Genomic DNA, 21,756 nt, shown 5'->3' with positions numbered 1-21,756 from the left:
TGATTCGGGTAATTGTTACGGGTAACTGTTATCGGTAACATTGTCCCGCCGGGCAACTGGATAAGCAATAACCATTCGTGCCGGAAGTGAATTCTGAGTGAATATGTGTGATCTAGTTCAAATTTGTTAGGGCTAAATAGAACCGCCCGGTGACAAAGTGAAACCTAAATCTAACATTTTTGGCGTAACTGCTTCACCACGAATGCGCGCTAACAGGCGCTCTGCCCCGATACGCCCCATACGCTCACGCGGCGTCAGTACGCTGGCGAGGCGCGGCTCCATCACCTGGCCGATATCGTGACCGTGGAAACCGGCAATCGCGATGTCATCCGGGATCTTCAGCCCCAGACGCTGGCATTCAAATGCGGCGCCGACGGCCAGGTCATCGTTGGTGCAGAAAATACCGTCAAGCTGCGAGAATTCACGTCGCGCCTGGCGCATCAGCTCAATGCCCGAGGTGTACGACGACGACTGCTCAACCATCACGCTGTACGGCGTGAGGCCAGCGTCAAGCATGGCCTGCTCGTAGCCCTTTTGTTTGATGATAGTACGTTCATCAAGACGCGCGCCTAAATAGGCGATGTGCCGATGGCCGCGGGCGATAATCGCCGCCGTCATCTGCCGTGCGGCTTCAAAGTTATCAAAACCAACGGCAATATCGAGGCATGGCGACTGGCTGTCCATCAGCTCGACGACCGGAATACCGGCCACCTCAATCATCTTGAGCGTGCGGGGCGTGTGGGTGCGTTCGGTGAGAATCAGACCGTCGATGTTCCAGGAGAGCATGGATTCCAGACGCTCCTGCTCCATCTCCGGCTTATAGCCGTAGTGAGCCAGCATCGTCTGGTAGCCGTGGGCGTCGGTAACGCTTTCCACGCCGCGCAGCACTTCAGCGAAAACCTGGTTTGTTAATGAGGGTAATAGCACGCCGATGGCGCGACTGGTCGCATTGGAGAGAATATCGGGGGCCCGGTTGGGGATGTAGCCCAGATCGTCCAGCGCCGCTGCAATTTTGCCGCGTAACGCTTCAGACACTTGCTCCGGATTACGTAAAAAACGGCTAACCGTCATTTTGGTGACGCCCACGCGGTCGGCAACATCCTGCAGTACGGGTCTTTTCTTTTTCATCGTCCAAAGGCAAACAAATGTGAAGTATTTTTGAAGTTTACCACGGAGATGACGCAACCTCCCCGCTAGATTGGGGAGGTTGCGCTAATTATTTAAGCCTGATCAAACTGGCGGCAGATCGAAGAGCAAAATTTCGCTTTCGCTATCGGCATGGACCGAAATGGCCTGTTCATCCCAAATAGCCAGACCATCGCTGGTGGTGGCTTTGGTGCCATTAATGCTCACTTCGCCTTTCACGACCTGAATCCATACGCGGCGGTCGGCGGCAATCTGATGAACCGACTGTTCACCCTTTGCCAGCGCCCAGCGGTACAGCTCCATATCCTGATAAACCTTCAGCGAGCCTTCACGGGCGTCCGGCGACAGCACCAGTTGTTTACCCTGCGCAGCGTCGAAGCGGCGCTGTTCATAGCGCGGCGTGATGCCGGTTTTTTCTGGAATAATCCAGATCTGGTACAAGTGCAGCTTATCGGTAGCGCTCGTGTTGTACTCGGAGTGACGCACGCCGGTGCCCGCACTCATAATCTGGAACTCACCCGCCGGCACCTGTTCTTTGTTGCCCATGCTGTCCTGATGCTCTACCGCGCCTTCCAGCACGTAGGTCAGAATTTCCATGTCTTTATGCGGGTGGGTCCCGAAGCCCTGACCGGCGTCAATCACGTCATCGTTAATGACGCGCAGCGCGGAGAAGCCCATGTAATTTGGATCGTAGTAGTCGGCAAAAGAGAAGGTATGCCAGGAGTCCAGCCAACCATGATTCGCGTGACCACGTTCATTTGCTTTGCGTAAGAAAATCATTTGTTACCCCCTCATGTTTTCGATGAAACCAGTTTGGACGTAAATCGTGCAGGATGATAGTGGGTGAAAATTGACGCCTCTAGTCAAAAAATATGAATAAGATTAGAGACGCCAACGGTGCTGATGTTAGAGGGTTATCGTAGCCGGAGAAGGCTGCGCAAAGCCGCGTTCGAGTATCTCCATATTCGTCAGAGCATCAGATTCACTGACGAAGTTCTCGCGACCGTTGACGAGGGTGTCATACAGCGCATCGTATACGCGCCCGTAGTCGCCGGTTTCAATCATGACCTCTTCGCGTACGGTATTGCCGTCATCATCGACGTATTCCAGCAGGCCTACGCTATTGTCAGCGCCAAAACCCGGTTCTCCCGGCATGATATTCGCCTTCAGGCTGGTTTCCTGCTGATCGATACCGTATTTGATAAATGACCCTTTATGACCGTGGACGATAAATTTCGGGTAGGCCAGCTTCACCAGATGGCTGCTTTTGACGATGGCTTTCAGGTCGCCATAGAACAGCTGCGCTTCGAAGGTATCATCCGGGTTAGCTTTGTTACGCAGGTGGCGGATGTCATAAGAAACCTGCTGCGGGCGGCCGAACAGCGCAATGATTTGGTCCAGCGTATGCACGCCAAGGCCATAAAACACGCCATCCTGCGGCAGCCCCGGTTGACCCGCGTCTACGGGGCGATAGTTGTCAAAGTGGCTCTCAATTTCCACAATCTGCCCAAGCTTGCCGCTTTCGATGACTTTTTTCGTGGTCAGGAAACAGGAATCAAAGCGGCGATTTTGGTAAGGCGAAATCGTCAGGCCTTTATTTTTCGCCAGTGCAAACAGTTCTTTAGCTTCGGCCAGCGTCGGGGTGAACGGTTTTTCAACCAGAACATTTTTACCCGCTTCCAGCACTTTTTTCGCGTACTCAAAGTGGCTGTCGGCGTGGGTACACACCACCACCAGCTTCACCTGCGGATCGTTCAGGATGTCGTCGAGCTCACTGGTAAAGTGGATGTGCGCATACTGCGGCGCCTGTTCGTCCGGCTTTGGGCTACGGCGATAGATGTGCGCCACGTGCCAATCGGCTTTACGGTGCAGAACGTAGGGAAGATGGTAGCGAGTGGTGCTTTTGCCAAAGCCAATGAAGGCACAGTGTAGAGTCATGGTTCAGTCCTTTTGAAGTGTTTACTGAACACCATAGCGCAACGACAGGCAAAAAAAAGCCAGCGTTAAGCTGGCTAAAGTAATACTGGAAGCAATGTGAGCAATGTCGTGCTTTCAGGTACTCCGCAAGGACGCCCTGAATGCAGGACAATAATAATCATTCTCATTCGCACTTGTCCAACACTTTTTTGCAAAAAAAGCGCATTGACGCACATTTTAAAATCAATGATGGTAAAGATGACTATCAACCACAGAGGATAAGATGAATGAGCGATATTGTGATACGCCACGCCGAAGCCAGAGATGCTGAACCTTTACGCCGCATCACCGCACATCCGGGGGTTTATCATGACACGCTACAAATTCCTCATCCGGCCATGGAAATGTGGGAAGAACGACTAAAACCGCGTCCAGGCCGTCGACATCTGGTGGCCTGCATCGACGAGCAGGTGGTCGGCCATCTGGTGCTGGATGTGGCGGATAACCCGCGCCGCAGCCACGTCGCCACCTTCGGCACCAGTATTTCCGCCGATTTTCAGGGGCGCGGGGTGGGCAGCGCGCTGATGCGTGAAATGATCAACCTGTGCGACAACTGGCTGCGCGTCGAGCGCATCGAACTGACGGTCTTCGTCGATAACCCCGTGGCGCTGGCGCTGTACCGTAAGTTCGGTTTTGACATTGAAGGCACCGGTAAGCGCTACGCGCTGCGTAACGGTGAGTATGTCGATGCCTACTTTATGGCGCGGCTGAAGACGGCGCACTGAACGGCTCCCTCTCCCTTACGGGGAGAGGGTTAACGTTAGGGTCAACTAGAACCCTGCGGTTAAGTCATCCGGCGAACGCGGGTCGGACGCACCGTACAGCGTACCGTCCGGGTCGACCATAATGCTCTGCGTGCTGCCCATGGCCTCTTTCACCGCCACCTTCTGCCCTTTCGTTTCCAGCAGTTTAAGCGTATCCGGGCTGAACCCCTTCTCAACCCGCAGCTCGTCCGGCAACCACTGGTGGTGGAAGCGCGGCGCATTGGTCGCCTCAGCGACGTTCATCCCAAAATCAATGCTGTTCACGATCATTTGCAGCACCGTAGTAATAATGCGACTCCCACCCGGGCTACCGGTGACCAGCCAGGTTTTACCGTCTTTCACCACGATGGTCGGCGACATCGACGACAGCGGGCGTTTTCTTGCCTCTACCGCGTTGGCATCACCGCCCACCAGACCATACACGTTCGGCACGCCGGGCTTGGCGGAGAAGTCATCCATTTCATTATTCAGCAGAATGCCGGTGTTCCCCGCCACAATGCCGGTACCGAAGGTGGTATTGAGGGTATAGGTTACCGCCACCGCATTGCCGTCTTTATCCACTACCGAGAAATGGGTGGTCTGGTTACTTTCATATGGCGCCAGCTTGCCGGGTTTTATCTGGCTGGAGGGTTTGGCTTTGTGGATGTCAATCTGGTCGGCTATCGATTTAGCGTAGGCTTTGTTGGTCAGCGCCTGCCACGGCACCTTCACAAAATCCGGGTCACCAAGATATTCGGAGCGGTCGGCATAGGCGCGTTTTTCCGCTTCCGCCATCAGTTGCATCGCGTCGGCGCTGCCGAAGCCGTATTGATGCAGGTCGAAGTTCTCAAGGATATTCAGGATCTGCACGATATGGATCCCGCCGGAGGACGGCGGCGGCATAGAGAAGATTTCATAGCCCCGATAGGTACCGCTAATCGGCGTGCGTTCGATGGCCTTATAACGAGCCAGATCCGCCTTGCTCATCAGCCCGCCGTTTTTGTGCATTTCATCGGCAATCTGATCGGCAATCGACCCTTTGTAGAAGGCATCCGGACCGTGTTCGGCAATCAACGCCAGGCTTTGCGCCAGATTTGCCTGCACCAGCTTGTCGCCTTTTTTCAGCGGCTCACCGTTTTTCCAGAAAATAGCTTTGCTATTGGCGTGATTCGGCAGCACTTCACTACCGTAAGTCTTGAGATCGTCGGCCAGCGCATCGTTCACGATAAAGCCGTCTTTCGCCAGCTTCATCGCCGGGTGGATCACTTTATTGAGCGGCATCGTGCCGTATTTTTCCAGCGCCAGTGAAAAGCCCGCAACGGTACCCGGCGTGCCTGAAGCCAAATGCGATGTCAGCGATTTTTTACTGTCCGGGTTGCCGTGCTCATCAAGGAACATATCGCGAGAAGCCTGCTCCGGGGCCATTTCACGAAAGTCGATCGCCGTAGTTTTACCGTCTTTGGTACGCAACAGCATAAACCCGCCGCCGCCGAGATTACCGGCCTGCGGGTGCGTGACCGCCAGCGCGTAGCCCACCGCCACCGCCGCATCGACGGCATTACCGCCCTGACGCAGAATATCCACGCCCACGCGGGTGGCTGCTGCATCGACGGATGCCACCATCCCCTTTTGGGCCCGTACGGGATGAAACACATCTTCTTCCACGCCGTAAGATACCGGGGGCGGAGGCGGGGCCGCCAGCGCGCTAAAACAGCTTCCTGAGAGCAGGGCGGCAAGCGCAACCCGGCGTAAAAACATCAGCGTTATCATCATCATTATTCTCCAGACATGCAGGTATGGTCCGCACTAAGCCTGGTTCATAATGCTGAAATAATCCTCGTGACGGTGGGAAAGGAGTAAACTTAGAGTATCCCCTACAAGGAGGAAAGATGATGAAACGATTACTGATTGTCGCGGCGCTCTTGCCGTTCGCCGCGCTGGCCGCACCGCTGAACGTTGACAACAACCCAAACCAGCCGGGCTACGAAATTCCCAGCCAGCAGCGGATGCAGTCACGCATGCTCAACCAACAGCAGCAGCAGAAAGGCATGCTGAACCAGCAGCGGCAGGTGCAGACGCAGCAACAGCAGCAGCATCTGCAAAACCAGCTCAAAGCTAACCAGCAGCGCGTCCAGCAGGCGCAGCCCGGGATGCTCAATCAGCAGCAGCCGTTGCCCAATAACAACGGCGGCATGCTCAAATCCTATTAAGGCTGGAAGTCGGGTCCTATCACGTCAATCGCATCGGTACAGATGCAGTTTACGCCCCAGCGCAGCAGCTCCCGTGCGCGCTGGGGATTGTTTACCGTATACACCAGAATCTTCAGCCCGGCAGCGCGCAGCGCGTCCACCCGCGCTTCATCCAGCACACGGTGATTAAGGTGAATGGAGACGCAGCCCAGGCGTGAGGTCAGCGTCTGCCAGTCATCCCGCCACTCATCCAGCAGCAAACCGCGCGGCAGCTCGGGGGCCGCGAGCTGCGCGGCCTCAAGCGCATCGATTTCAAACGACGACAGCAGCGGCGGCGTCATATCGTTCCACAGCTCACGGGCGGCCAGCGCGATCGTTTTACCGGTCAGCGGCCCACAGCCGGTCGTCGGTTTAATTTCAATATTAGCCATCATGCCATGCCGACGGCAGCGTTCCGCCACCTCAGACAGCAGCGGCAGCGGCTCGCCCTTAAAAGCGCTGCTGAACCAGCTTCCCGCATCCACACGCAGCAGATCCTGCCAACTGAGATCGCCCGCTACGCCCCAGCCGTTGCTGGTGCGCTCAAGGTTATCATCATGCAGTAAAAAAATCTGACCGTCCTGAGATAGCTTGGCGTCAAACTCAATCATGGTGTGGCCGTAGCGCGCGCCCACGTCGATCGCCGCCAGGGTGTTTTCCGGGGCTAATTTACCGCCGCCGCGGTGGGCGACGATGTGAGGATAAGGCCAGTTGCTCATACACGCATTCCTGTTTCACCTTCGAAGAGGTGCAGATGATCGTCCGGCAGATGCAGCCACAGCGTAGTGCCTGCGTGCGGGCGTAACTGATGCGGTAAACGCACCACCATTTTCTGTTCGCCAAAGCGCCCATGCGCCAGGTTATCTGCACCCAAAATTTCCAGCGTATCGACCATCATCGGCACGCCGTTTTCCGCCTGTGAGCTTAACGCAATATGTTCCGGACGAATACCCAGCGTCATGGCGCGTCCGGCATATTCACGCCGCGTCTCCGGCAGCGACAGCTGCATACCGTTTGCCAGCGCAAAGCGCGTGCCGGACGCGTCCAGCCGCCCGTCCAGCAGGTTCATCGCCGGGCTGCCGATAAAGCTCGCCACAAAGCGGCTGGCCGGCTTCTCGTACACTTCCACCGGCGTGCCGATTTGCTCGGCGATACCTTTGTTCATCACCATGACGCGCTGGGCGAGGGTCATCGCTTCAACCTGATCGTGGGTGACGTACAGCGAGGTGGTGTTCAGGCGGCGGTGAAGCTGCTGCAATTCAAGACGCATCTGCACGCGCAGTTTCGCATCAAGGTTGGAAAGCGGTTCATCAAACAGGAACACCGCCGGGTCGCGCACGATGGCGCGGCCCATGGCCACACGCTGACGCTGGCCGCCGGACAGCTCGCGCGGGCGGCGTTTCAATAGCCCATCCAGCTCAAGAATGCGCGCCGCTTCCCGGACCTTCTCAGCAATGTGCGCCTTGCCCAGACCGCGAATTTTCAGCCCCCAGGCCATGTTTTCTTCCACGCTCATGTGCGGATAGAGCGCATAGTTCTGGAACACCATTGCGATGCCGCGATCCTTCGGCTCCATCTCGGTGACGCGTTTACGGTCAATCCAGATATCGCCGCTGGTGACGCGCTCAAGCCCCGCCACCATGCGCAGCAGCGTCGATTTCCCGCAGCCCGACGGGCCAACCATCACAATAAACTCCCCGTCCGCCACGTCCAGCGTCAGCGGTTGAATGACCTGGGTTTTACCGTCCCAGCTTTTGCTTACTGCCTGTAGTTTTAAACCAGCCATTTTTATTTCTCACTGTCCACTAAACCACGCACAAATGCCCTCTGCATGGCTAAAACGATAACGACGGGGGGAATCAGGGTCAGCAGCATCGCCGCCATCACCTGGTTCCACTGCGTGGTGCCTTCACCGGTGGCGATCATCCCTTTGATGCCCGCTACGGCGGTGCCGAGATTGACGTCGGTAATAATCAGCAGTGGCCAGAGATACTGGTTCCAGCCGTAAATAAAGGTAATCACGAACAGCGCCGCCAGATTGGTTTTCGACAGCGGCAGCACGATGTCGCGAAAGAAACGCATCGGCGAGGCACCATCGATTCGCGCCGCCTCAATCAACTCGTCCGGCAGGGTCATAAAGAACTGACGGAACAGGAAAGTTGCGGTTGCCGAGGCCATCAGCGGCAGCGTCAGCCCCGCGTAGCTGTCGAGCATCTTCAGGTTGGCAATCACTTCAACCGTCGGGAAAATACGCACCTCAACCGGTAACATCAGCGTGATAAAGATCATCCAGAAGAACAGGTTACGCAGCGGAAAGCGGAACCAGACGATGGCGAAGGCGGAGAGCATCGACACCGCGATTTTGCCGACGGTAATGGCAAACGCCATGATGAAGCTGTTAAGCATCATCAGCCAGAACGGCGCGCTGTTGGCACCCACGCCGTTGACCCAAATCGCCTGCATATTTTCCAGCAGATGCGTGCCAGGAATGAGCGTCATCGGCGTTTCAAACACGGCCTGGTTATCCAGCGTGGCCGCCGTAAACGCCACGTACAGCGGGAAAAGAATCACGATAATCCCGAGGATCAGCATGGTGTGGCTGAATATCGTCAGCCCGCGACGGTTCTCAATCATTGGTAGCGCACCTTTCTTTCCACGTAGCGGAACTGCACCACGGTCAGGATGATGACGAGGAACATCAGCACCACCGACTGGGCGGCAGAGGCCGAGAGGTCCAGCCCGGCAAACCCTTCGCGGTAAATCTTGTAAATCAGCGTGGTGGTGGCCTGCACCGGGCCGCCGGCGGTAGCCGCATCAATCACCGGGAAGGTGTCGAAGAAGGCGTACACTAGGTTCACCACCAGCAGGAAGAAACTCACCGGCGCAATCAGCGGCAGCGCCAGCTTGAAGAAGCGGCGAATCGGGCCCGCGCCGTCGATGGCAGCGGCCTCCACTAAGGAGCGCGGAATAGATTGCAGCGCGGCGAAGAAGAACAGGAAGTTGTAGCTGATTTGCTTCCATACCGAGGCGAAGACCACCAGGAACATGGCCTGACCGCTGTTTTGCGCATGGTTCCAGTCATAGCCGAACTCGCCGAGGAAATGGGTAATCAGGCCACGACCGGGGTTGAACAGGAAGATCCACAGCACGGCGGCCACGGCAGGCGCGACGGCGTAAGGCAGCAGCATCAGCGTCTGATAGAGACGGCTGCCGCGCACCACGTAATCCACCAGCGCGGCGAAAAACAGCGACACCAGCAGGCCGCTGACGGTGACCAGGGTGCTGAACTTCATCGTCGTCCAGAAGGAGTCGAGATAGTACGGATCGTGGAACAGCGTGACGAAGTTATCCAGGCCGACAAACTGGCTGGAGAGGCCAAACGGGTCGACGTTTTGCAGCGAGTACCACAGCGCTTCACCGGCGGGCCAGATAAAGAAAATAACGGTGATAATCAGCTGCGGGGCGACCAATGCGTAGGGCAGCCAGCGGGATTTAAACACCGGACGGGATGATGACATGAAGGTTTTATTCCTGAGCAGTGCCGGATGGCGCGATGCTTATCCGGCCTACATCAACGCGTAGGCCGGGTAAGGCGAAGCCGCCACCCGGCATTTCACATTAAGACTTGGTCGATTGCTCGAAGCGGCGCAGCAACTGATTCCCGCGATCTACCGCAGAATCCAGCGCCTGCTGAGGCGTTTTCTTACCGGTCCACACGCTTTCCAGTTCTTCATCCACGATGGTGCGAATCTGCGGCATGTTGCCCAGACGCAGGCCTTTGGTGAACGGCAACGGCGGCTTGTTCAGCATTTGACGCGTGGCGATATCGGCGCCCGGATTCTTGTCATAGAAGCCCTGCTGACGCGTTAAATCGTACGCTGCGGTGGTGATCGGCAGATAGCCGGTTTTCTGATGCCATTCCGCGGCATTTTCCGGCTTCGCCAGGAACTCAAGGAACTTCGCCACGCCGGTGTAGGTTTCTTTGTCTTTACCCTGCATCACCCACAGGCTCGCCCCGCCGATGATGGCGTTTTGCGGCGCGCCCTTCACGTCGGCGTCGTACGGCATCATGCCCACGCCGTAGTTGAATTTGGCGTAATGACGGATGTCTGCCAACGAGCCGGAAGAAGCGGTGGTGATAGCGCAATCGCCGTTGTAGAACTTCTCGGTCGATTCGTCTTTACGGCCAAAGTAACTGAAATCGCCCTTCTTATTCAGCGCTTCCAGCAAGGCAATGTGTTTGACCTGCTCCGGCTTGTTGAACTCCAGTACCGCATCGGTACCGTCGAAGCCGTTGTTTTTAGTCGCGACCGGCAGACCGTGCCAGGCGCTGAAGTTTTCAATCTGGATCCAGCCCTGCCAGCCGCTGGCGTAGCCGCACTTCATACCCGCCGCTTTTAGCTTCGCGGTATACTCGGCCAGATCCTGCCAGGTTTTTGGCGGCTGCTCCGGGTCTAACCCGGCTTTCTTGAAGGCGTCTTTGTTGTAGTACAGCACCGGGGTAGAGCTGTTAAACGGCTGGGAGAGCAGGTGCCCGGTTTTCGCATCGGTGTAGTAACCGGAAACCGTCGGCACAAACTGAGATTCGTCAAACTTGATACCGGCATCGCTGAATACCTGATATACCGGCTTAATCGCCTTAGAGGCCATCATGGTGGCGGTGCCCACTTCATACACCTGCAGCAGCGCCGGGGCGTTGCCGGTACGGAAGGCGGCGATGCCTGCGCTCAGGCTCTGCTCGTAGTTGCCTTTGTACACCGGGGTAATTTTGTAGTCCGGGTTGGCGGCGTTAAAACGCTGCGCCAGGGAGTCAACTTCTTTGCCCAGCTCACCTTCCATTGAGTGCCAGAACGGAATCGTGGTAACCGCCATAGCCTGACCTGCGAATGCCAGACTCATTGCCAATCCTAAAGCTGTATGTCGTAACGATATCATCGGTTATCTCTCTTTTTGTGCCGGGATGCGCGATATCACGCGTTTTATGTTCGCGGGGGTAACATGACATGCTCGAATGACAGAAAAATAACTTTTTTATTACAAAAAAAAGATAGTAACGCGACAAAGGGATGGCAAGGCGGTGACGGTTGTGAGAAGGGAAAGTGGGAGCTGAGACACGTATAGGTGTCGTGTCAGTACCCGGGTCGGCGCTGGCACAGCACTATCGGGCTCATCCACGGAGCCGGGCTGCTATCTGCTCCAGCGTGAGTTGCCCAGCGGCAGCCTCAACCGTCATCGCAACAAAATCAGGATTAGTCGGTAATGAAATGCCGTTACGCTTTAAAAACAGTAAGGTAATAAATAATGCCGTCCGTTTATTTCCGTCATTAAAAATATGCCCACGCGAAATCGCCAGCAGATGCATTGCCGCAAGCAGCCAGACATCTGTCACGCCTTGATATTCGATTTGATTGAGCACCCGGTACATCAGCGCTTCTGCGCGGCCAGGATCGGGCATTCCCTCTACGCCAGGCGTTACGCGGAGCAACCTGTCGTGAAACTGTATTATCTCTTCCGCTGAGATAATCTGAAGGGTCATTTATCTGCCAGCTCCCTGATTTCATTACCATGTATCGCCATGATTGCCGCGAATTCATCATCCATTCTGGCCGCCTGATAACGCTCAAATTCTTCCGCGCTGATAATCACCGCAGGCTTATGCCCTCGGCGCGTAATGGTGACAGGCCCCCCGCTGACGGCACTTTCCAGTACCTCCGCCAGATTCTGCCGCGCTTCACTGTAGTTAATCGTACGCATATTCACCTCCAAATATGTACAATACAATTGTACAGCCATATTGTACAAAAAGAGAGCCATGAGGCTCTCTTTTTGTTTGGCCCGGGCGCTGCTGAAAACTAACCGCCGAGGTACGCGCTGCGCACCGCTTCGTTAGCCAGCAGCGCATCACCGGTATCTTCCAGCACCACGTGGCCGTTTTCCAGCACGTAGCCGCGGTCGGCAAGCTTCAGCGCCTGGTTGGCGTTCTGCTCGACGAGGAAGATGGTCATGCCCTGCTCGCGCAGTTGTTCGATGGTGTCGAAGATCTGCTGGATGATAATCGGCGCTAATCCCAGCGACGGCTCATCCAGCAGCAACAGGCGCGGCTGGCTCATCAGCGCACGGCCAATCGCCAGCATCTGCTGCTCACCGCCGGACATGGTGCCCGCTCGTTGGATACGGCGCTCAAGCAGGCGTGGGAACAGCTCGTAGACCCACTTGATGCGATCCTGGAACTGGTCACGCTCGGCAAAAAAGCCGCCCATCGCCAGGTTCTCTTCCACCGTCATGCGCGAGAAGACGCGGCGCCCTTCCGGGACAATCGCCACCGCTTCGCGCATGATTTTTGCCGTCTGCCAGTCGGTAATGTCTTTATCATCAAAGACAATGCGCCCGCTGGTGGCGCGCGGATCGCCGCACAAGGTGCCGAGCAGCGTGGTTTTGCCCGCGCCGTTGGCGCCGATAAGCGTTACGATCTCACCCTGATTAATGTGCAGACTCACGTCGTGCAGCGCCTGAATCTTACCGTAGTGGGCGCTGACTTTATCAAACGATAACATCACTTTATCCATATTATGCCTCACCCAGATACGCGCGGATCACATCCGGGTTGTTGCGAATCTCTTCCGGTGTGCCGTTGGCTAACGGCGTACCCTGGTTCACCACGTAGATACGGTCGGAAATACCCATCACCAGCTTCATATCGTGTTCAATCAACAAGATAGAGGTGTTGTGATGATTACGCAGTTCGGCAATCAGCTCGTCCAGCTCTTTGGTCTCTTTTGGGTTAAGACCGGCAGCCGGTTCATCGAGCATCAGGATTTCCGGCTGGGTCACCATGCAGCGGGCAATCTCCAGGCGACGCTGGTCTCCATAGGCCAGGTTCGACGCCTGGCGGTTGGCGTGCTCAAGCAGGCCGATACGCTCAAGCCAGACGGCGGCGCGGTCCAGCGCTTCGCTCTGCGCACGCCTGAACGATGGCGTTTTCAACAGCCCGGAGAAGACACCGGTTTTCAGCTGCTGATGCTGCGCCACCAGCAGGTTTTCAATCACCGTCATCTCGCGGAACAGGCGCACATGCTGGAAGGTACGTACCACGCCCATACGCGCAATCTGCTGGCCTGGCAGCCCTTCCAGATGCTTATCGCGCAGCATAATGGTGCCGCCAGTCGGCTTGTAGAAGCCGGTCAGGCAGTTAAAGACCGTGGTTTTTCCCGCGCCGTTCGGGCCAATCAGGGAGACGATCTCCTGAGGATGCAGCTCCAGCGCCACGTTGTTGACCGCCAGCAGGCCGCCAAAACGCATCATCAGGCCGTTAACGGATAATAATGGCTGACTCATACCTGCTCTCCTTCTTTCGCTTGCCCGTTTTTCAACTTCATCTGTACACGGGTCATCGGCAGAAGGCCCTGCGGACGCCAGATCATCATCAGCACCATCAGGCCGCCGAGCATCAGCATGCTGTATTCGTTAAAGTCACGCATCAGCTCGCGTGACACCACCAGCAGAATTGCCGCGAGGATGACCGCAAACTGCGAGCCCATCCCGCCCAGTACCACAATCGCCAGTACGAAGGCTGACTCGGCAAAGGTGAACGATTCCGGGCTAACAAAGCCCTGGCGCGCGGCAAACAGCGTACCGGCAAAACCGGCAAACGCGGCGCTGATGGTAAAAGCGGTCAGCTTGATGCGCGTTGGGCTCAGGCCCAGCGAGCGGCAGGCGATTTCATCTTCACGCAGCGCTTCCCACGCGCGGCCCAGCGGCATACGCAGCAGGCGGTTAATCACGAACAGGCTCAGCACCACCAGCAGCAGCGCCACCAGGTAAAGGAAGATAACGCGGTCGGACGGGTCGTACTTGACGTTAAAGAAGTTGCTGAAGGTATCCCAGCCGCCTTCACGCGCACTGCGGCTGAACTCAAGGCCGAAGAAGGTTGGCTTTGGAATCTGGCTAATGCCGTTCGGGCCGCCGGTGATTTCGGTGTTGTTAAGCAGCAGGATACGGACGATTTCACCGAAGCCCAGGGTCACAATCGCCAGATAGTCACCGCGCAGACGCAGTACCGGGAAGCCGAGCAGGAAGCCCGCCGCCGCCGAGACCAGCCCCGCGATGGGCAGACAGGTCCAGAAGCCGAGACCGTAATAATGGTTCAGCAACGCGAAGGTATAGGCGCCGATGGCATAGAAGCCACCATAGCCCAGCACCAGCAGGCCAGAAAGACCCACCACCACGTTCAGACCTAACCCGAGAATGATGTAAATCATGGTCAGGGTGGCGATATCCACCGTGCCGCGCGACACCATAAACGGCCACGCCACGGCAATCACCAGCAGCGCAATCAGGAACAGCTTTTGTTTCACCGTCGAGCCGTCAATCGCCGGCAGGATAAACTTCGGCCCGGAGACGCTTTTCAGCCCTTTCTGGAACAGCGGGCGCAGCATCTGGAAGAAAAACACCACCGCCGTGCCGATAAAGATCCACTGCCAGCGGATATCCGCCGCGCTGCCGACCACCAGTTTGGTGCCGTCAAGCTGCAGCTGCACGCCCATAAAGACGCCTGCCAGCACAAAGAACATGGCGGCAGAGAGCAGCGCCATCGCAAATTGCATCGGTTTCATACTTTCTCTACCTCCGGGCGGCCCAGGATACCGGTTGGCATCACCAGCAGGACCACGATCAGCAGCGCGAACGACACCACGTCTTTATATTCGGTGCTCAGGTAGGCCGACGACAGCGCTTCCGCAATGCCGAGGATCAGTCCGCCGATCATCGCGCCTGGAATGCTGCCGATACCGCCGAGTACCGCCGCAGTGAAGGCTTTCATCCCGGCCATAAAGCCGATGTACGGGTTGATAACACCGTAGAACTGGCCAAGCAGTACGCCCGCCACCGCCGCCATCGCCGCACCGATAACGAAGGTCAGCGCAATCACACGGTCGGTGTTGATGCCCAGCAGGCTGGCCATCTTCAGATCTTCGGCACAAGCACGGCAGGCGCGGCCCATCCGCGAGTAGCGAATAAACAGCGTCAGCGCCAGCATCGCGATAAAGGTCACAATCCAGATGACCAGCTGCATGGTAGTAATTGAAGCGGAGAAGTTATCGCTGCTGCCAACAATCCACTGACCGTTAAACAGGCTCGGCAATGCGACATCGCGCGAACCTTCGGTCAGGCTGACGTAGTTTTGCAGGAAGATAGACATCCCGATAGCGGAGATCAGCGCAATCAGACGCTTGGAGTTACGTACCGGGCGATAGGCTACCCGTTCGATACTCCAGCCGTAGGCGCTGGCAATGACGATCGCCCCGATAAAGCCAGCCGCCACCAGCAGCCAGCCGGTGTCGATGCCCATCATCATCAGCGCGGCGATGATCATAAAGGAGACATAACTACCGATCATGTACACCTCGCCGTGGGCGAAGTTGATCATGCCGATAATCCCGTACACCATGGTGTAACCGATGGCGATCAGTGCATAGGTGCTTCCCAGCGTTACGCCGTTAAACATCTGCTGCACAAAGTAGAGAACCTGCTCTGACATAAATTAGCCTTTTGCTACCCCTGCGGATCTTCGCCCGCCAGGGGGAAATGAAGGTTACTTCACCGCGCTGGATGAGCCGTCGGCGTGCCACTGGAATACGCCAAATTCAAAGCCTTTCAGGTCGCCTTTTTCATCCCAGGACAGCGGCCCAATCACGGTTTTCGCCCCGTTGGCTTTTAAATCCTTAATCAGCGCCTGCGGCTCATCGCTGCCGGTACGTTCCATGGCGGTAGCCAGAGACTGCACGGCGGCGTAGGTGATCCACACGTACGGGCCGCTCGGATCTTTCTTCTGCGCTTTCAGGGCATCGACGATAGCGCTATTTGCCGGATCCTGGTCATAGCGTTTTGGCATGGTCACCAGCATACCTTCCGCCGCAGCGCCCGCGATGTTCGACAGCGACGCGTTACCCACCCCTTCCGGGCCCATAAACTGGGTTTTCAGACCCACGGCGCGCGCCTGACGCAGCATCTGGCCCATTTCCGGGTAGTAGCCGCCGTAGTAAACGAAGTCGATATTCTCTTTTTGCAAGCGGGCAATCAGCGCGGAGAAGTCTTTCTCCCCGGCGGTAATGCCGTCGAAGAAGACGATGTTGGCGCCGCCTTTTTTCAGCCCATCCTGTACGGAACGCGCCAGGCCTTCGCCATACTGCTGTTTGTCATGAATGATGGCGATACGCTGCGGTTTGACCTTATTCAGAATGTAGTTTGCCGCCGTCGGCCCCTGCGAAGAGTCCAGGCCTGCGGTTCGCATAATGTACTGATAGCCGCGTTGGGTCAGCTCCGGGTTGGTGGCCCCTGGGGAGATCATCAGAATGCCTTCATCTTCATAAATGTCAGACGCAGGCTGCGTTGAAGAGGAGCAGAGGTGGCCGATGACGTATTTAATACCGTCATTGACGATTTTGTTGGCGACCGCCACCGCTTGTTTCGGGTCACAGGCGTCGTCGTACTCCACGCCCACCAGTTTATCGCCCTTAATACCGCCTTTGGCGTTGATATCTTTAATGGCCTGGCGCGCGCCGTTGAACTCCATGTCGCCCCACTGCGCAACCGGGCCGGACATCGCACCAACGACCGCAACCTTGATATCGTCAGCCAAAGCCCCTTGAGACATAGCCAGCGCGATCATCCCTGCGATTACTGTTTTTGTATTCCTTTTCATACTTCGGGATCCCCATTCGTGATGTCGTGTTTACACGTCGTGGCGTGTAGATATTTTGTAATGTTGTGGTTAAAAAGCATTCTGTACTTTTACTATACAACGCTATTTTTGCCATTATCTTTAATGGGTTAGCGCAGCTTTTTGAACGAAAACAGACTAAATTCTCTATTTTTCAGTCTATTAAGAAAAGATAATATTCTGATTTTTGCCATAGATAAACAAAAAAAAGTCCGCTATGCAGCATAAAATAACGGTACAAAGAGCCGAATAAAACGCTGGATTTTAGGTTAAAATTCTGTCGATTTTTCGATCCATGCTGTTTCGGACTGCCGCCGGAGTTATCGAAAAACGAATCACCTGGCTGCCAGGGTAAAAAAGAGAGAGCCTGCAGCAGAATAAATTGAGTACACTGACCGTCATTTCCGTGATTTGAGCCCATTGCCCATGAAGCTGACCATCATCCGTTTAGAGACCTTTAGCGACCAGGACCACATTTGCCTTGGCAAGATCTGGCCCGCCGGTACTGCCACAGAACGTGCGCTCGACGACGCTCACCGTCTGTATGCCGCCCGCTTTAATGAACGCCTGCTTGCCGCCGTGAAGGTGACGTTGAACGGTGCCCATGGCCAGCTTGATGATCTTTGCGTACGCGAAGTCACCCGCCGCCGCGGCGTAGGACAGTATCTGGTGGAAGAGGTGATGCGCGATAACCCGCAGGTCAACCGCTGGACGCTGAGCAAGTCAGGTGTTGAAGAGAGCCTGGAAATGGCGGCGTTTGCGAAAGCACTGGGGTTTAAATCGCAGACAGACGGCTGGGTTCGCGGGTAGTGACGATCCCGGCGTCGGCTAACGCCTCGGCCGGGTGACATCTCGTGCAGGCCTGATAAGCGCAGCGCCATCAGGCAGCGCTACGCACATTGCCGGATGGCGGCATACGCCTTATCCGGCCTCCATTTGATGCGGTTCCGTAGCGCAATAAAGTCTTACTTCGCGTCGGTCGCCGTACCGTTCGCGTGCCAGTTGAAGATACCGAATTCGAAGCCCTTCAGGTCACCTTTCTCATCCCAGGACAGCGGCCCCATGACGGTATCGACGGTGTTGGCCTTCAGGAATTTAGCAATCTCAGCCGGATCGTCAGAGTGGTTCAGGCCCGCCTGCAGCGACTGCAGCGCCGCGTAGGTGGTCCACACGAACGCACCGCTCGGATCCTGTTTCTTCGCCTTAATCGCATCAACGATCGGTTTGTTCGCTGGAACCTGGTCGTAGTTCTTAGGTTTCGTCACCAGCAGACCTTCCGCAGAATCGCCCGCGATATTAGACAGCGACACGTTCGCCACGCCTTCCGGCCCCATGAACTGGGTTTTCAGACCAGCAGCCCGAGCCTGACGCAGGATCTGGCCCATCTCAGGGTGGTAACCGCCGAAGTAAACAAAGTCGATGTTCTCTTTCTTCAGTCGCGCAACCAGCGTAGAGAAGTCTTTCTCACCAGCGGTAATACCGTCAAAGAAGACCACATTCGCGCCGCCCTTCTTCAGGCCGTCCTGCACCGCGCGCGCCAGGCCTTCACCGTACTGCTGCTTATCGTGAACGACTGCGATGCGCTGTGGCTTCACTTTCTCGAGGATGTATTTCGCGGCGGTCGGGCCCTGGTCGGAGTCCAGACCGGTGGTGCGCAGAATCAGCTTATAGCCGCGAGCGGTCAGTTCCGGCGCCGTCGCTGCCGGAGTAATCATCAAGATACCTTCGTCTTCATAGATATCAGACGCAGGCTGTGTAGAGGAGGAGCAGAGGTGACCGATAACGTATTTGATCCCGTCATTCACCACTTTGTTTGCCACCGCAACCGCCTGTTTCGGGTCGCAGGCGTCATCATATTTGACGATTTCCAGCTTATTACCTTTGATACCGCCTTTGGCGTTAATATCGGCAACCGCCTGAGTCGCGCCGCTGAACTCCTGGTCACCGTACTGCGCCACCGGGCCGGACATTGCGCCAACAACAGCAACTTTAATATTTTCTGCTAATGCCATATTGCTGAATGCCAGTGCAATACATCCTGCCAGTAACGCTTTACCCTTCATTTTCATCCTGAGGTTCCCCATTGTTATGGTTATTGCATTTGTTGTGATGTTGTTATTTAGCACATTATTCTTATATCCGACGCATGGTAAGTATAAGATATTAATATTAAGGGACGCTGCCTGTGCTTTTGCAGCATACTCCGCTAAAACATACCCCATTTTTATGAATTTGAAACGTTAATTTTGACGGATTTGTAACGCGAAAATGACAAAAAAAAGCCACTCATCGGAGTGGCTTAAATGTTCGGGTGACAACATAAAGTAGGCCGGATAAGGCAACGCCGCCATCCGGCAATGCACATGGCGGCTGCGCTTATTCCGCCAGCGCCCGGCGAATCACCTCCAGCGCCTGCTGGAACTGTTTCTCTGGAATGGTGAGCGGATAAAGGAAGCGGATGACGTTGCCGTAGACGCCGCAGCTCAGCAGCAGCACCCCTTCCGCCAGCGCACGCTCCTGCACTAATTTGGTGAATTCCGGCGACGGCTCGCGGGTTTGCGGGTCGACAAACTCGACGGCCACCATCGATCCCACTCCGCGCACGTCGGCAATCGCCGGGCAGCTTTCTCGGGTCTTGTTCAGCACTTCAATGAGATGCTGGCCCAGGTGATTCGCCCGCGTGCACAGCGCCTCTGCGTCAATCACGTCCAGCACCGCATGGGCGGCAGCAATCGCCAGCGGGTTACCGGCGTAGGTACCGCCAAGGCCGCCCGGCGCAGGCGCATCCATCACTTCGGCACGCCCGACCACGCCAGAAAGCGGGAAACCGCCGGCCAGGCTTTTGGCCATCGTGATCAAATCCGGCTTCACGCTGTGGTGTTCCATCGCAAAGAGCTTGCCGGTACGGGCAAAACCGGTTTGCACCTCATCGGCAATCAGCAGAATACCGTGGGTATCGCACAGCGTACGCAGCGCCTGCATAAAGTCAGGCGGCGCAACGTTAAAGCCCCCCTCTCCCTGCACCGGCTCAAGAATAATGGCCGCAACCTGATCCGCTGCGATGTCGGCTTTGAAAATGTGGTTCAGGCTTTTCAGGGCCATATCGGTCGTCACACCGTGTGCAGCGTTTGGATAGAGCGCATGGTAGACCGAACCGGGGAACGGGCCAAAACCGATTTTGTAGGGCGCCACTTTGCCTGTCAGGGCCATCGTCATAAAGGTACGGCCGTGGAAACCACCGCCGAAGGTAATCAACCCCGGACGCCGGGTGTAGGCGCGGGCAATTTTTACCGCATTCTCTACGGCTTCAGCCCCGGTGCTGAAGAACGCCGTTTTGGCATTTCCAGCAATCGGCGCCGCTGCATTAATACGTTCTGCTAATGATACATAGCTTTCGTAGGGGACAATCTGATAGGCGGTATGGGTGAAAGCCTGAAGCTGTTTCTCCACCGCAGCCATCACCTGCGGGTGACGATGGCCGGTATTCAGCACCGCAATCCCGGCGGCAAAATCGATATACTCATTCCCTTCAATATCCCACAGCGTGGCGTTCTCAGCGCGATCCGCATAGAATCCGCACATCACGCCAACCCCGCGCGGCGTCGCCTGCAAACGCCGATGATTCAGTGACTCGTTACTCACGGTAAACCCCCTGCCGTTAAAAGACGGAAAAATTCGTAGCGCTTATTGAGTTTTTGCCATTGGCTGAATTAACGCCAGCGGCAAACGCGAAATAAGCAGAGGAAAGCGTGATGACGGTGAGATTATCTGGAGGACGAGCCCGTAGCGGGGTCGATTGCCGGATGGCGGATGCACCTTATCCAGCCTACAAAACAAAAACCCCCGAATTCACATTCGAGGGTTCATTGGGTACGACGCCAAAAATCAGGCTTCGATAGCCGCACGCAGTTTTTTCATCGCGTTCTTTTCAAGCTGGCGCACGCGTTCGGCGGAAACGCCGTAACGATCGGCCAGTTCCTGCAGCGTAGACTTATTGTCTTCATCCAGCCAGCGGGCACGGATGATGTCCTGACTACGTTCGTCCAGGCCCTGCATCGCGTCGGTCAGCTTGTTGGCCGCCTGCTCTTCCCAGTTATCGTCTTCAATGCCGTCAGCAAAGTTGGACGATTTGTCCTGCAGATAGAGCACCGGGGCAACCGTCTGGCTGTCGGATTCATCATCCGAGGACATATCAAACGCCATGTCCTGCGCCGCCATACGTGATTCCATTTCACGCACGTCTTTGCTGGATACGCCCAGTTCGCGGGCCACCATTTCCACTTCGTCCTGATTGAACCAGCCCAGACGCTGCTTGGTTTTACGCAGGTTGAAGAACAGCTTACGCTGTGCCTTAGTGGTCGCAACTTTGACGATACGCCAGTTACGCAGCACATATTCGTGGATTTCTGCTTTGATCCAGTGCACCGCAAAGGAGACAAGGCGTACGCCCACTTCTGGGTTAAAACGACGCACCGCTTTCATCAGGCCAATGTTACCTTCCTGAATCAGGTCCGCCTGCGGCAGGCCATAGCCCGAGTAGTTACGAGCAATATGAACAACAAAGCGCAGGTGAGACAGGATCAGCGTTTTAGCTGCTTCCAGATCGCCCTGGTAATGCAGCCGTTCAGCAAGCGCCTTTTCTTCATCAGCCGTCAACATCGGCCATGCGTTCGCAGCCCGGATATAGGATTCCAGGTTACCAACAGGGGCTAACGCTAAATTTTGCATTTCTTTGGTCATTCAAATCCTCTCAATTCACTTCATACTGACGTGGTTTGTTCCCGAGGGCAACAAACATGCCAGGCTCGATGAGCAACGAGAATATCATCCGCTCTTTTATCAGACAGTGAGTTTATCCACAAGTTCCATGCAACAGTGTGAATAAATTGCGCACAAAATGTGACACGCGATAGCCGCGAGGGCAGAAAGATGGGGTTTAAAACGG

At 55.9% G+C, this 21,756-nt stretch carries 21 protein-coding genes and 1 pseudogene; 3 read left to right on the top strand and 19 right to left on the bottom strand.

Going from position 1 to position 21,756, the window contains the following annotated elements:
- Positions 1-132: 132 nt before the first annotated feature.
- From gntR to H7R76_RS01825, 3 genes are all read right to left on the bottom strand, one after another.
- Positions 133-1,128 (bottom strand): gluconate operon transcriptional repressor GntR, encoded by a 996-nt coding sequence (gntR, locus tag H7R76_RS01835; RefSeq protein ID WP_106925097.1) that lies wholly within the window; start codon positions 1,126-1,128, stop codon positions 133-135.
- A 102-nt stretch (positions 1,129-1,230) separates the two neighbouring features.
- Entirely contained in the window at positions 1,231-1,926 is a 696-nt protein-coding gene (locus H7R76_RS01830) for a pirin family protein (RefSeq protein WP_182966840.1), read from the bottom strand.
- A 126-nt stretch (positions 1,927-2,052) separates the two neighbouring features.
- Positions 2,053-3,084, bottom strand: coding sequence for an oxidoreductase (locus H7R76_RS01825; protein WP_182966838.1), 1,032 nt, complete (start codon positions 3,082-3,084; stop codon positions 2,053-2,055).
- 266 nt (positions 3,085-3,350) lie between these two features.
- On the opposite strand from H7R76_RS01825, the gene yhhY reads away from it, so the two are divergent.
- Positions 3,351-3,848: an N-acetyltransferase gene (gene yhhY / locus H7R76_RS01820; RefSeq protein WP_182929889.1), complete on the top strand. Its 498-nt coding sequence runs from the start codon at positions 3,351-3,353 to the stop codon at positions 3,846-3,848.
- A 45-nt stretch (positions 3,849-3,893) separates the two neighbouring features.
- On the opposite strand, the gene ggt is transcribed toward yhhY, so the two are convergent.
- Positions 3,894-5,636: a gamma-glutamyltransferase gene (gene ggt / locus H7R76_RS01815; protein WP_182967892.1), complete on the bottom strand. Its 1,743-nt coding sequence runs from the start codon at positions 5,634-5,636 to the stop codon at positions 3,894-3,896.
- Positions 5,637-5,758: 122 nt separating this feature from the next.
- Here ggt and H7R76_RS01810 point away from each other — a divergent pair.
- Positions 5,759-6,070, top strand: a pseudogene (locus H7R76_RS01810) (DUF2756 family protein); the annotation flags it as partial.
- Between the two features lie 2 nt (positions 6,071-6,072).
- Here H7R76_RS01810 and ugpQ read toward each other — a convergent pair.
- The 12 genes from ugpQ to livK all read right to left on the bottom strand — a co-directional run bounded on the left by ugpQ (position 6,073) and on the right by livK (position 16,793).
- On the bottom strand, positions 6,073-6,813 hold the full coding sequence (ugpQ, locus tag H7R76_RS01805) for a glycerophosphodiester phosphodiesterase (protein WP_106925094.1): 741 nt from the start codon (positions 6,811-6,813) through the stop codon (positions 6,073-6,075).
- Positions 6,810-7,880, bottom strand: coding sequence for a sn-glycerol-3-phosphate import ATP-binding protein UgpC (locus H7R76_RS01800; RefSeq protein ID WP_182929888.1), 1,071 nt, complete (start codon positions 7,878-7,880; stop codon positions 6,810-6,812). The genes ugpQ and H7R76_RS01800 overlap by 4 nt, the downstream gene beginning before the upstream one ends.
- A gap of 2 nt (positions 7,881-7,882) precedes the next feature.
- Positions 7,883-8,728, bottom strand: coding sequence for a sn-glycerol-3-phosphate ABC transporter permease UgpE (gene ugpE / locus H7R76_RS01795; RefSeq protein ID WP_106925092.1), 846 nt, complete (start codon positions 8,726-8,728; stop codon positions 7,883-7,885).
- The gene (ugpA, locus tag H7R76_RS01790; protein ID WP_106925091.1) at positions 8,725-9,612 is read right to left on the bottom strand and encodes a sn-glycerol-3-phosphate ABC transporter permease UgpA; all 888 of its coding nucleotides are present in this window, start codon (positions 9,610-9,612) and stop codon (positions 8,725-8,727) included. The genes ugpE and ugpA overlap by 4 nt, the downstream gene beginning before the upstream one ends.
- 100 nt (positions 9,613-9,712) lie before the next feature.
- Positions 9,713-11,029 carry a sn-glycerol-3-phosphate ABC transporter substrate-binding protein UgpB gene (gene ugpB, locus H7R76_RS01785; protein WP_182966836.1) on the bottom strand — a complete coding sequence of 439 codons (1,317 nt, stop codon included), beginning with the start codon at positions 11,027-11,029 and terminating at the stop codon, positions 9,713-9,715.
- 232 nt (positions 11,030-11,261) lie between these two features.
- Positions 11,262-11,630, bottom strand: a complete 369-nt coding sequence (locus tag H7R76_RS01780) for a type II toxin-antitoxin system death-on-curing family toxin (protein WP_182966834.1) — start codon at positions 11,628-11,630, stop codon at positions 11,262-11,264.
- Positions 11,627-11,848, bottom strand: a complete 222-nt coding sequence (locus H7R76_RS01775; RefSeq protein ID WP_181357971.1) for a type II toxin-antitoxin system Phd/YefM family antitoxin — start codon at positions 11,846-11,848, stop codon at positions 11,627-11,629. Before H7R76_RS01775 ends, H7R76_RS01780 begins: the two co-directional genes overlap by 4 nt.
- A gap of 98 nt (positions 11,849-11,946) precedes the next feature.
- Positions 11,947-12,660 carry a high-affinity branched-chain amino acid ABC transporter ATP-binding protein LivF gene (gene livF, locus H7R76_RS01770; RefSeq protein WP_106925088.1) on the bottom strand — a complete coding sequence of 238 codons (714 nt, stop codon included), beginning with the start codon at positions 12,658-12,660 and terminating at the stop codon, positions 11,947-11,949.
- Between the two features lies 1 nt (position 12,661).
- Entirely contained in the window at positions 12,662-13,429 is a 768-nt protein-coding gene (gene livG / locus H7R76_RS01765; protein WP_182929886.1) for a high-affinity branched-chain amino acid ABC transporter ATP-binding protein LivG, read from the bottom strand.
- Positions 13,426-14,706 carry a branched chain amino acid ABC transporter permease LivM gene (gene livM / locus H7R76_RS01760; RefSeq protein WP_106925086.1) on the bottom strand — a complete coding sequence of 427 codons (1,281 nt, stop codon included), beginning with the start codon at positions 14,704-14,706 and terminating at the stop codon, positions 13,426-13,428. Before livM ends, livG begins: the two co-directional genes overlap by 4 nt.
- Positions 14,703-15,629 (bottom strand): high-affinity branched-chain amino acid ABC transporter permease LivH, encoded by a 927-nt coding sequence (gene livH, locus H7R76_RS01755; RefSeq protein WP_106925085.1) that lies wholly within the window; start codon positions 15,627-15,629, stop codon positions 14,703-14,705. Before livH ends, livM begins: the two co-directional genes overlap by 4 nt.
- A gap of 54 nt (positions 15,630-15,683) precedes the next feature.
- The gene (gene livK, locus H7R76_RS01750; RefSeq protein WP_106925084.1) at positions 15,684-16,793 is read right to left on the bottom strand and encodes a high-affinity branched-chain amino acid ABC transporter substrate-binding protein LivK; all 1,110 of its coding nucleotides are present in this window, start codon (positions 16,791-16,793) and stop codon (positions 15,684-15,686) included.
- Positions 16,794-17,237: 444 nt separating this feature from the next.
- Here livK and panM point away from each other — a divergent pair, with 444 nt between their 5' ends.
- Positions 17,238-17,621, top strand: a complete 384-nt coding sequence (gene panM / locus H7R76_RS01745; protein WP_106925083.1) for an aspartate 1-decarboxylase autocleavage activator PanM — start codon at positions 17,238-17,240, stop codon at positions 17,619-17,621.
- A gap of 155 nt (positions 17,622-17,776) precedes the next feature.
- Here the strand turns inward: panM and livJ are convergent, their stop codons facing one another.
- The 3 genes from livJ to rpoH form a co-directional block, all read right to left on the bottom strand.
- Positions 17,777-18,880, bottom strand: a complete 1,104-nt coding sequence (gene livJ, locus H7R76_RS01740) for a branched chain amino acid ABC transporter substrate-binding protein LivJ (RefSeq protein WP_182929885.1) — start codon at positions 18,878-18,880, stop codon at positions 17,777-17,779.
- 307 nt (positions 18,881-19,187) lie between these two features.
- Complete coding sequence (locus H7R76_RS01735) at positions 19,188-20,453, bottom strand: 4-aminobutyrate--2-oxoglutarate transaminase (protein ID WP_106925081.1); 1,266 nt, start codon at positions 20,451-20,453, stop codon at positions 19,188-19,190.
- Between the two features lie 243 nt (positions 20,454-20,696).
- The gene (gene rpoH, locus H7R76_RS01730; RefSeq protein WP_106925080.1) at positions 20,697-21,551 is read right to left on the bottom strand and encodes an RNA polymerase sigma factor RpoH; all 855 of its coding nucleotides are present in this window, start codon (positions 21,549-21,551) and stop codon (positions 20,697-20,699) included.
- Between the last annotated feature and the right edge of the window lie 205 nt (positions 21,552-21,756).

This window comes from Klebsiella sp. WP8-S18-ESBL-06 (assembly GCF_014169755.1).
Taxonomy (GTDB): Bacteria; Pseudomonadota; Gammaproteobacteria; order Enterobacterales; family Enterobacteriaceae; genus Kluyvera; species Kluyvera ascorbata_B.
Note: the sequence above shows the minus strand (reverse complement) of the source record. Positions and strands in the feature narration are given on the sequence as shown.

What these genes read in the sequence shown, in the direction of transcription:
- gntR (WP_106925097.1), bottom strand. Translation starts at nt 1,128, where the DNA reads ATGAAAAAGAAAAGACCCGTACTGCAGGATGTTGCCGACCGCGTGGGC.
- H7R76_RS01830 (WP_182966840.1), bottom strand. Translation starts at nt 1,926, where the DNA reads ATGATTTTCTTACGCAAAGCAAATGAACGTGGTCACGCGAATCATGGT.
- H7R76_RS01825 (WP_182966838.1), bottom strand. Translation starts at nt 3,084, where the DNA reads ATGACTCTACACTGTGCCTTCATTGGCTTTGGCAAAAGCACCACTCGC.
- yhhY (WP_182929889.1), top strand. Translation starts at nt 3,351, where the DNA reads ATGAGCGATATTGTGATACGCCACGCCGAAGCCAGAGATGCTGAACCT.
- ggt (WP_182967892.1), bottom strand. Translation starts at nt 5,636, where the DNA reads ATGATAACGCTGATGTTTTTACGCCGGGTTGCGCTTGCCGCCCTGCTC.
- ugpQ (WP_106925094.1), bottom strand. Translation starts at nt 6,813, where the DNA reads ATGAGCAACTGGCCTTATCCTCACATCGTCGCCCACCGCGGCGGCGGT.
- H7R76_RS01800 (WP_182929888.1), bottom strand. Translation starts at nt 7,880, where the DNA reads ATGGCTGGTTTAAAACTACAGGCAGTAAGCAAAAGCTGGGACGGTAAA.
- ugpE (WP_106925092.1), bottom strand. Translation starts at nt 8,728, where the DNA reads ATGATTGAGAACCGTCGCGGGCTGACGATATTCAGCCACACCATGCTG.
- ugpA (WP_106925091.1), bottom strand. Translation starts at nt 9,612, where the DNA reads ATGTCATCATCCCGTCCGGTGTTTAAATCCCGCTGGCTGCCCTACGCA.
- ugpB (WP_182966836.1), bottom strand. Translation starts at nt 11,029, where the DNA reads ATGATATCGTTACGACATACAGCTTTAGGATTGGCAATGAGTCTGGCA.
- H7R76_RS01780 (WP_182966834.1), bottom strand. Translation starts at nt 11,630, where the DNA reads ATGACCCTTCAGATTATCTCAGCGGAAGAGATAATACAGTTTCACGAC.
- H7R76_RS01775 (WP_181357971.1), bottom strand. Translation starts at nt 11,848, where the DNA reads ATGCGTACGATTAACTACAGTGAAGCGCGGCAGAATCTGGCGGAGGTA.
- livF (WP_106925088.1), bottom strand. Translation starts at nt 12,660, where the DNA reads ATGGATAAAGTGATGTTATCGTTTGATAAAGTCAGCGCCCACTACGGT.
- livG (WP_182929886.1), bottom strand. Translation starts at nt 13,429, where the DNA reads ATGAGTCAGCCATTATTATCCGTTAACGGCCTGATGATGCGTTTTGGC.
- livM (WP_106925086.1), bottom strand. Translation starts at nt 14,706, where the DNA reads ATGAAACCGATGCAATTTGCGATGGCGCTGCTCTCTGCCGCCATGTTC.
- livH (WP_106925085.1), bottom strand. Translation starts at nt 15,629, where the DNA reads ATGTCAGAGCAGGTTCTCTACTTTGTGCAGCAGATGTTTAACGGCGTA.
- livK (WP_106925084.1), bottom strand. Translation starts at nt 16,793, where the DNA reads ATGAAAAGGAATACAAAAACAGTAATCGCAGGGATGATCGCGCTGGCT.
- panM (WP_106925083.1), top strand. Translation starts at nt 17,238, where the DNA reads ATGAAGCTGACCATCATCCGTTTAGAGACCTTTAGCGACCAGGACCAC.
- livJ (WP_182929885.1), bottom strand. Translation starts at nt 18,880, where the DNA reads ATGAAAATGAAGGGTAAAGCGTTACTGGCAGGATGTATTGCACTGGCA.
- rpoH (WP_106925080.1), bottom strand. Translation starts at nt 21,551, where the DNA reads ATGACCAAAGAAATGCAAAATTTAGCGTTAGCCCCTGTTGGTAACCTG.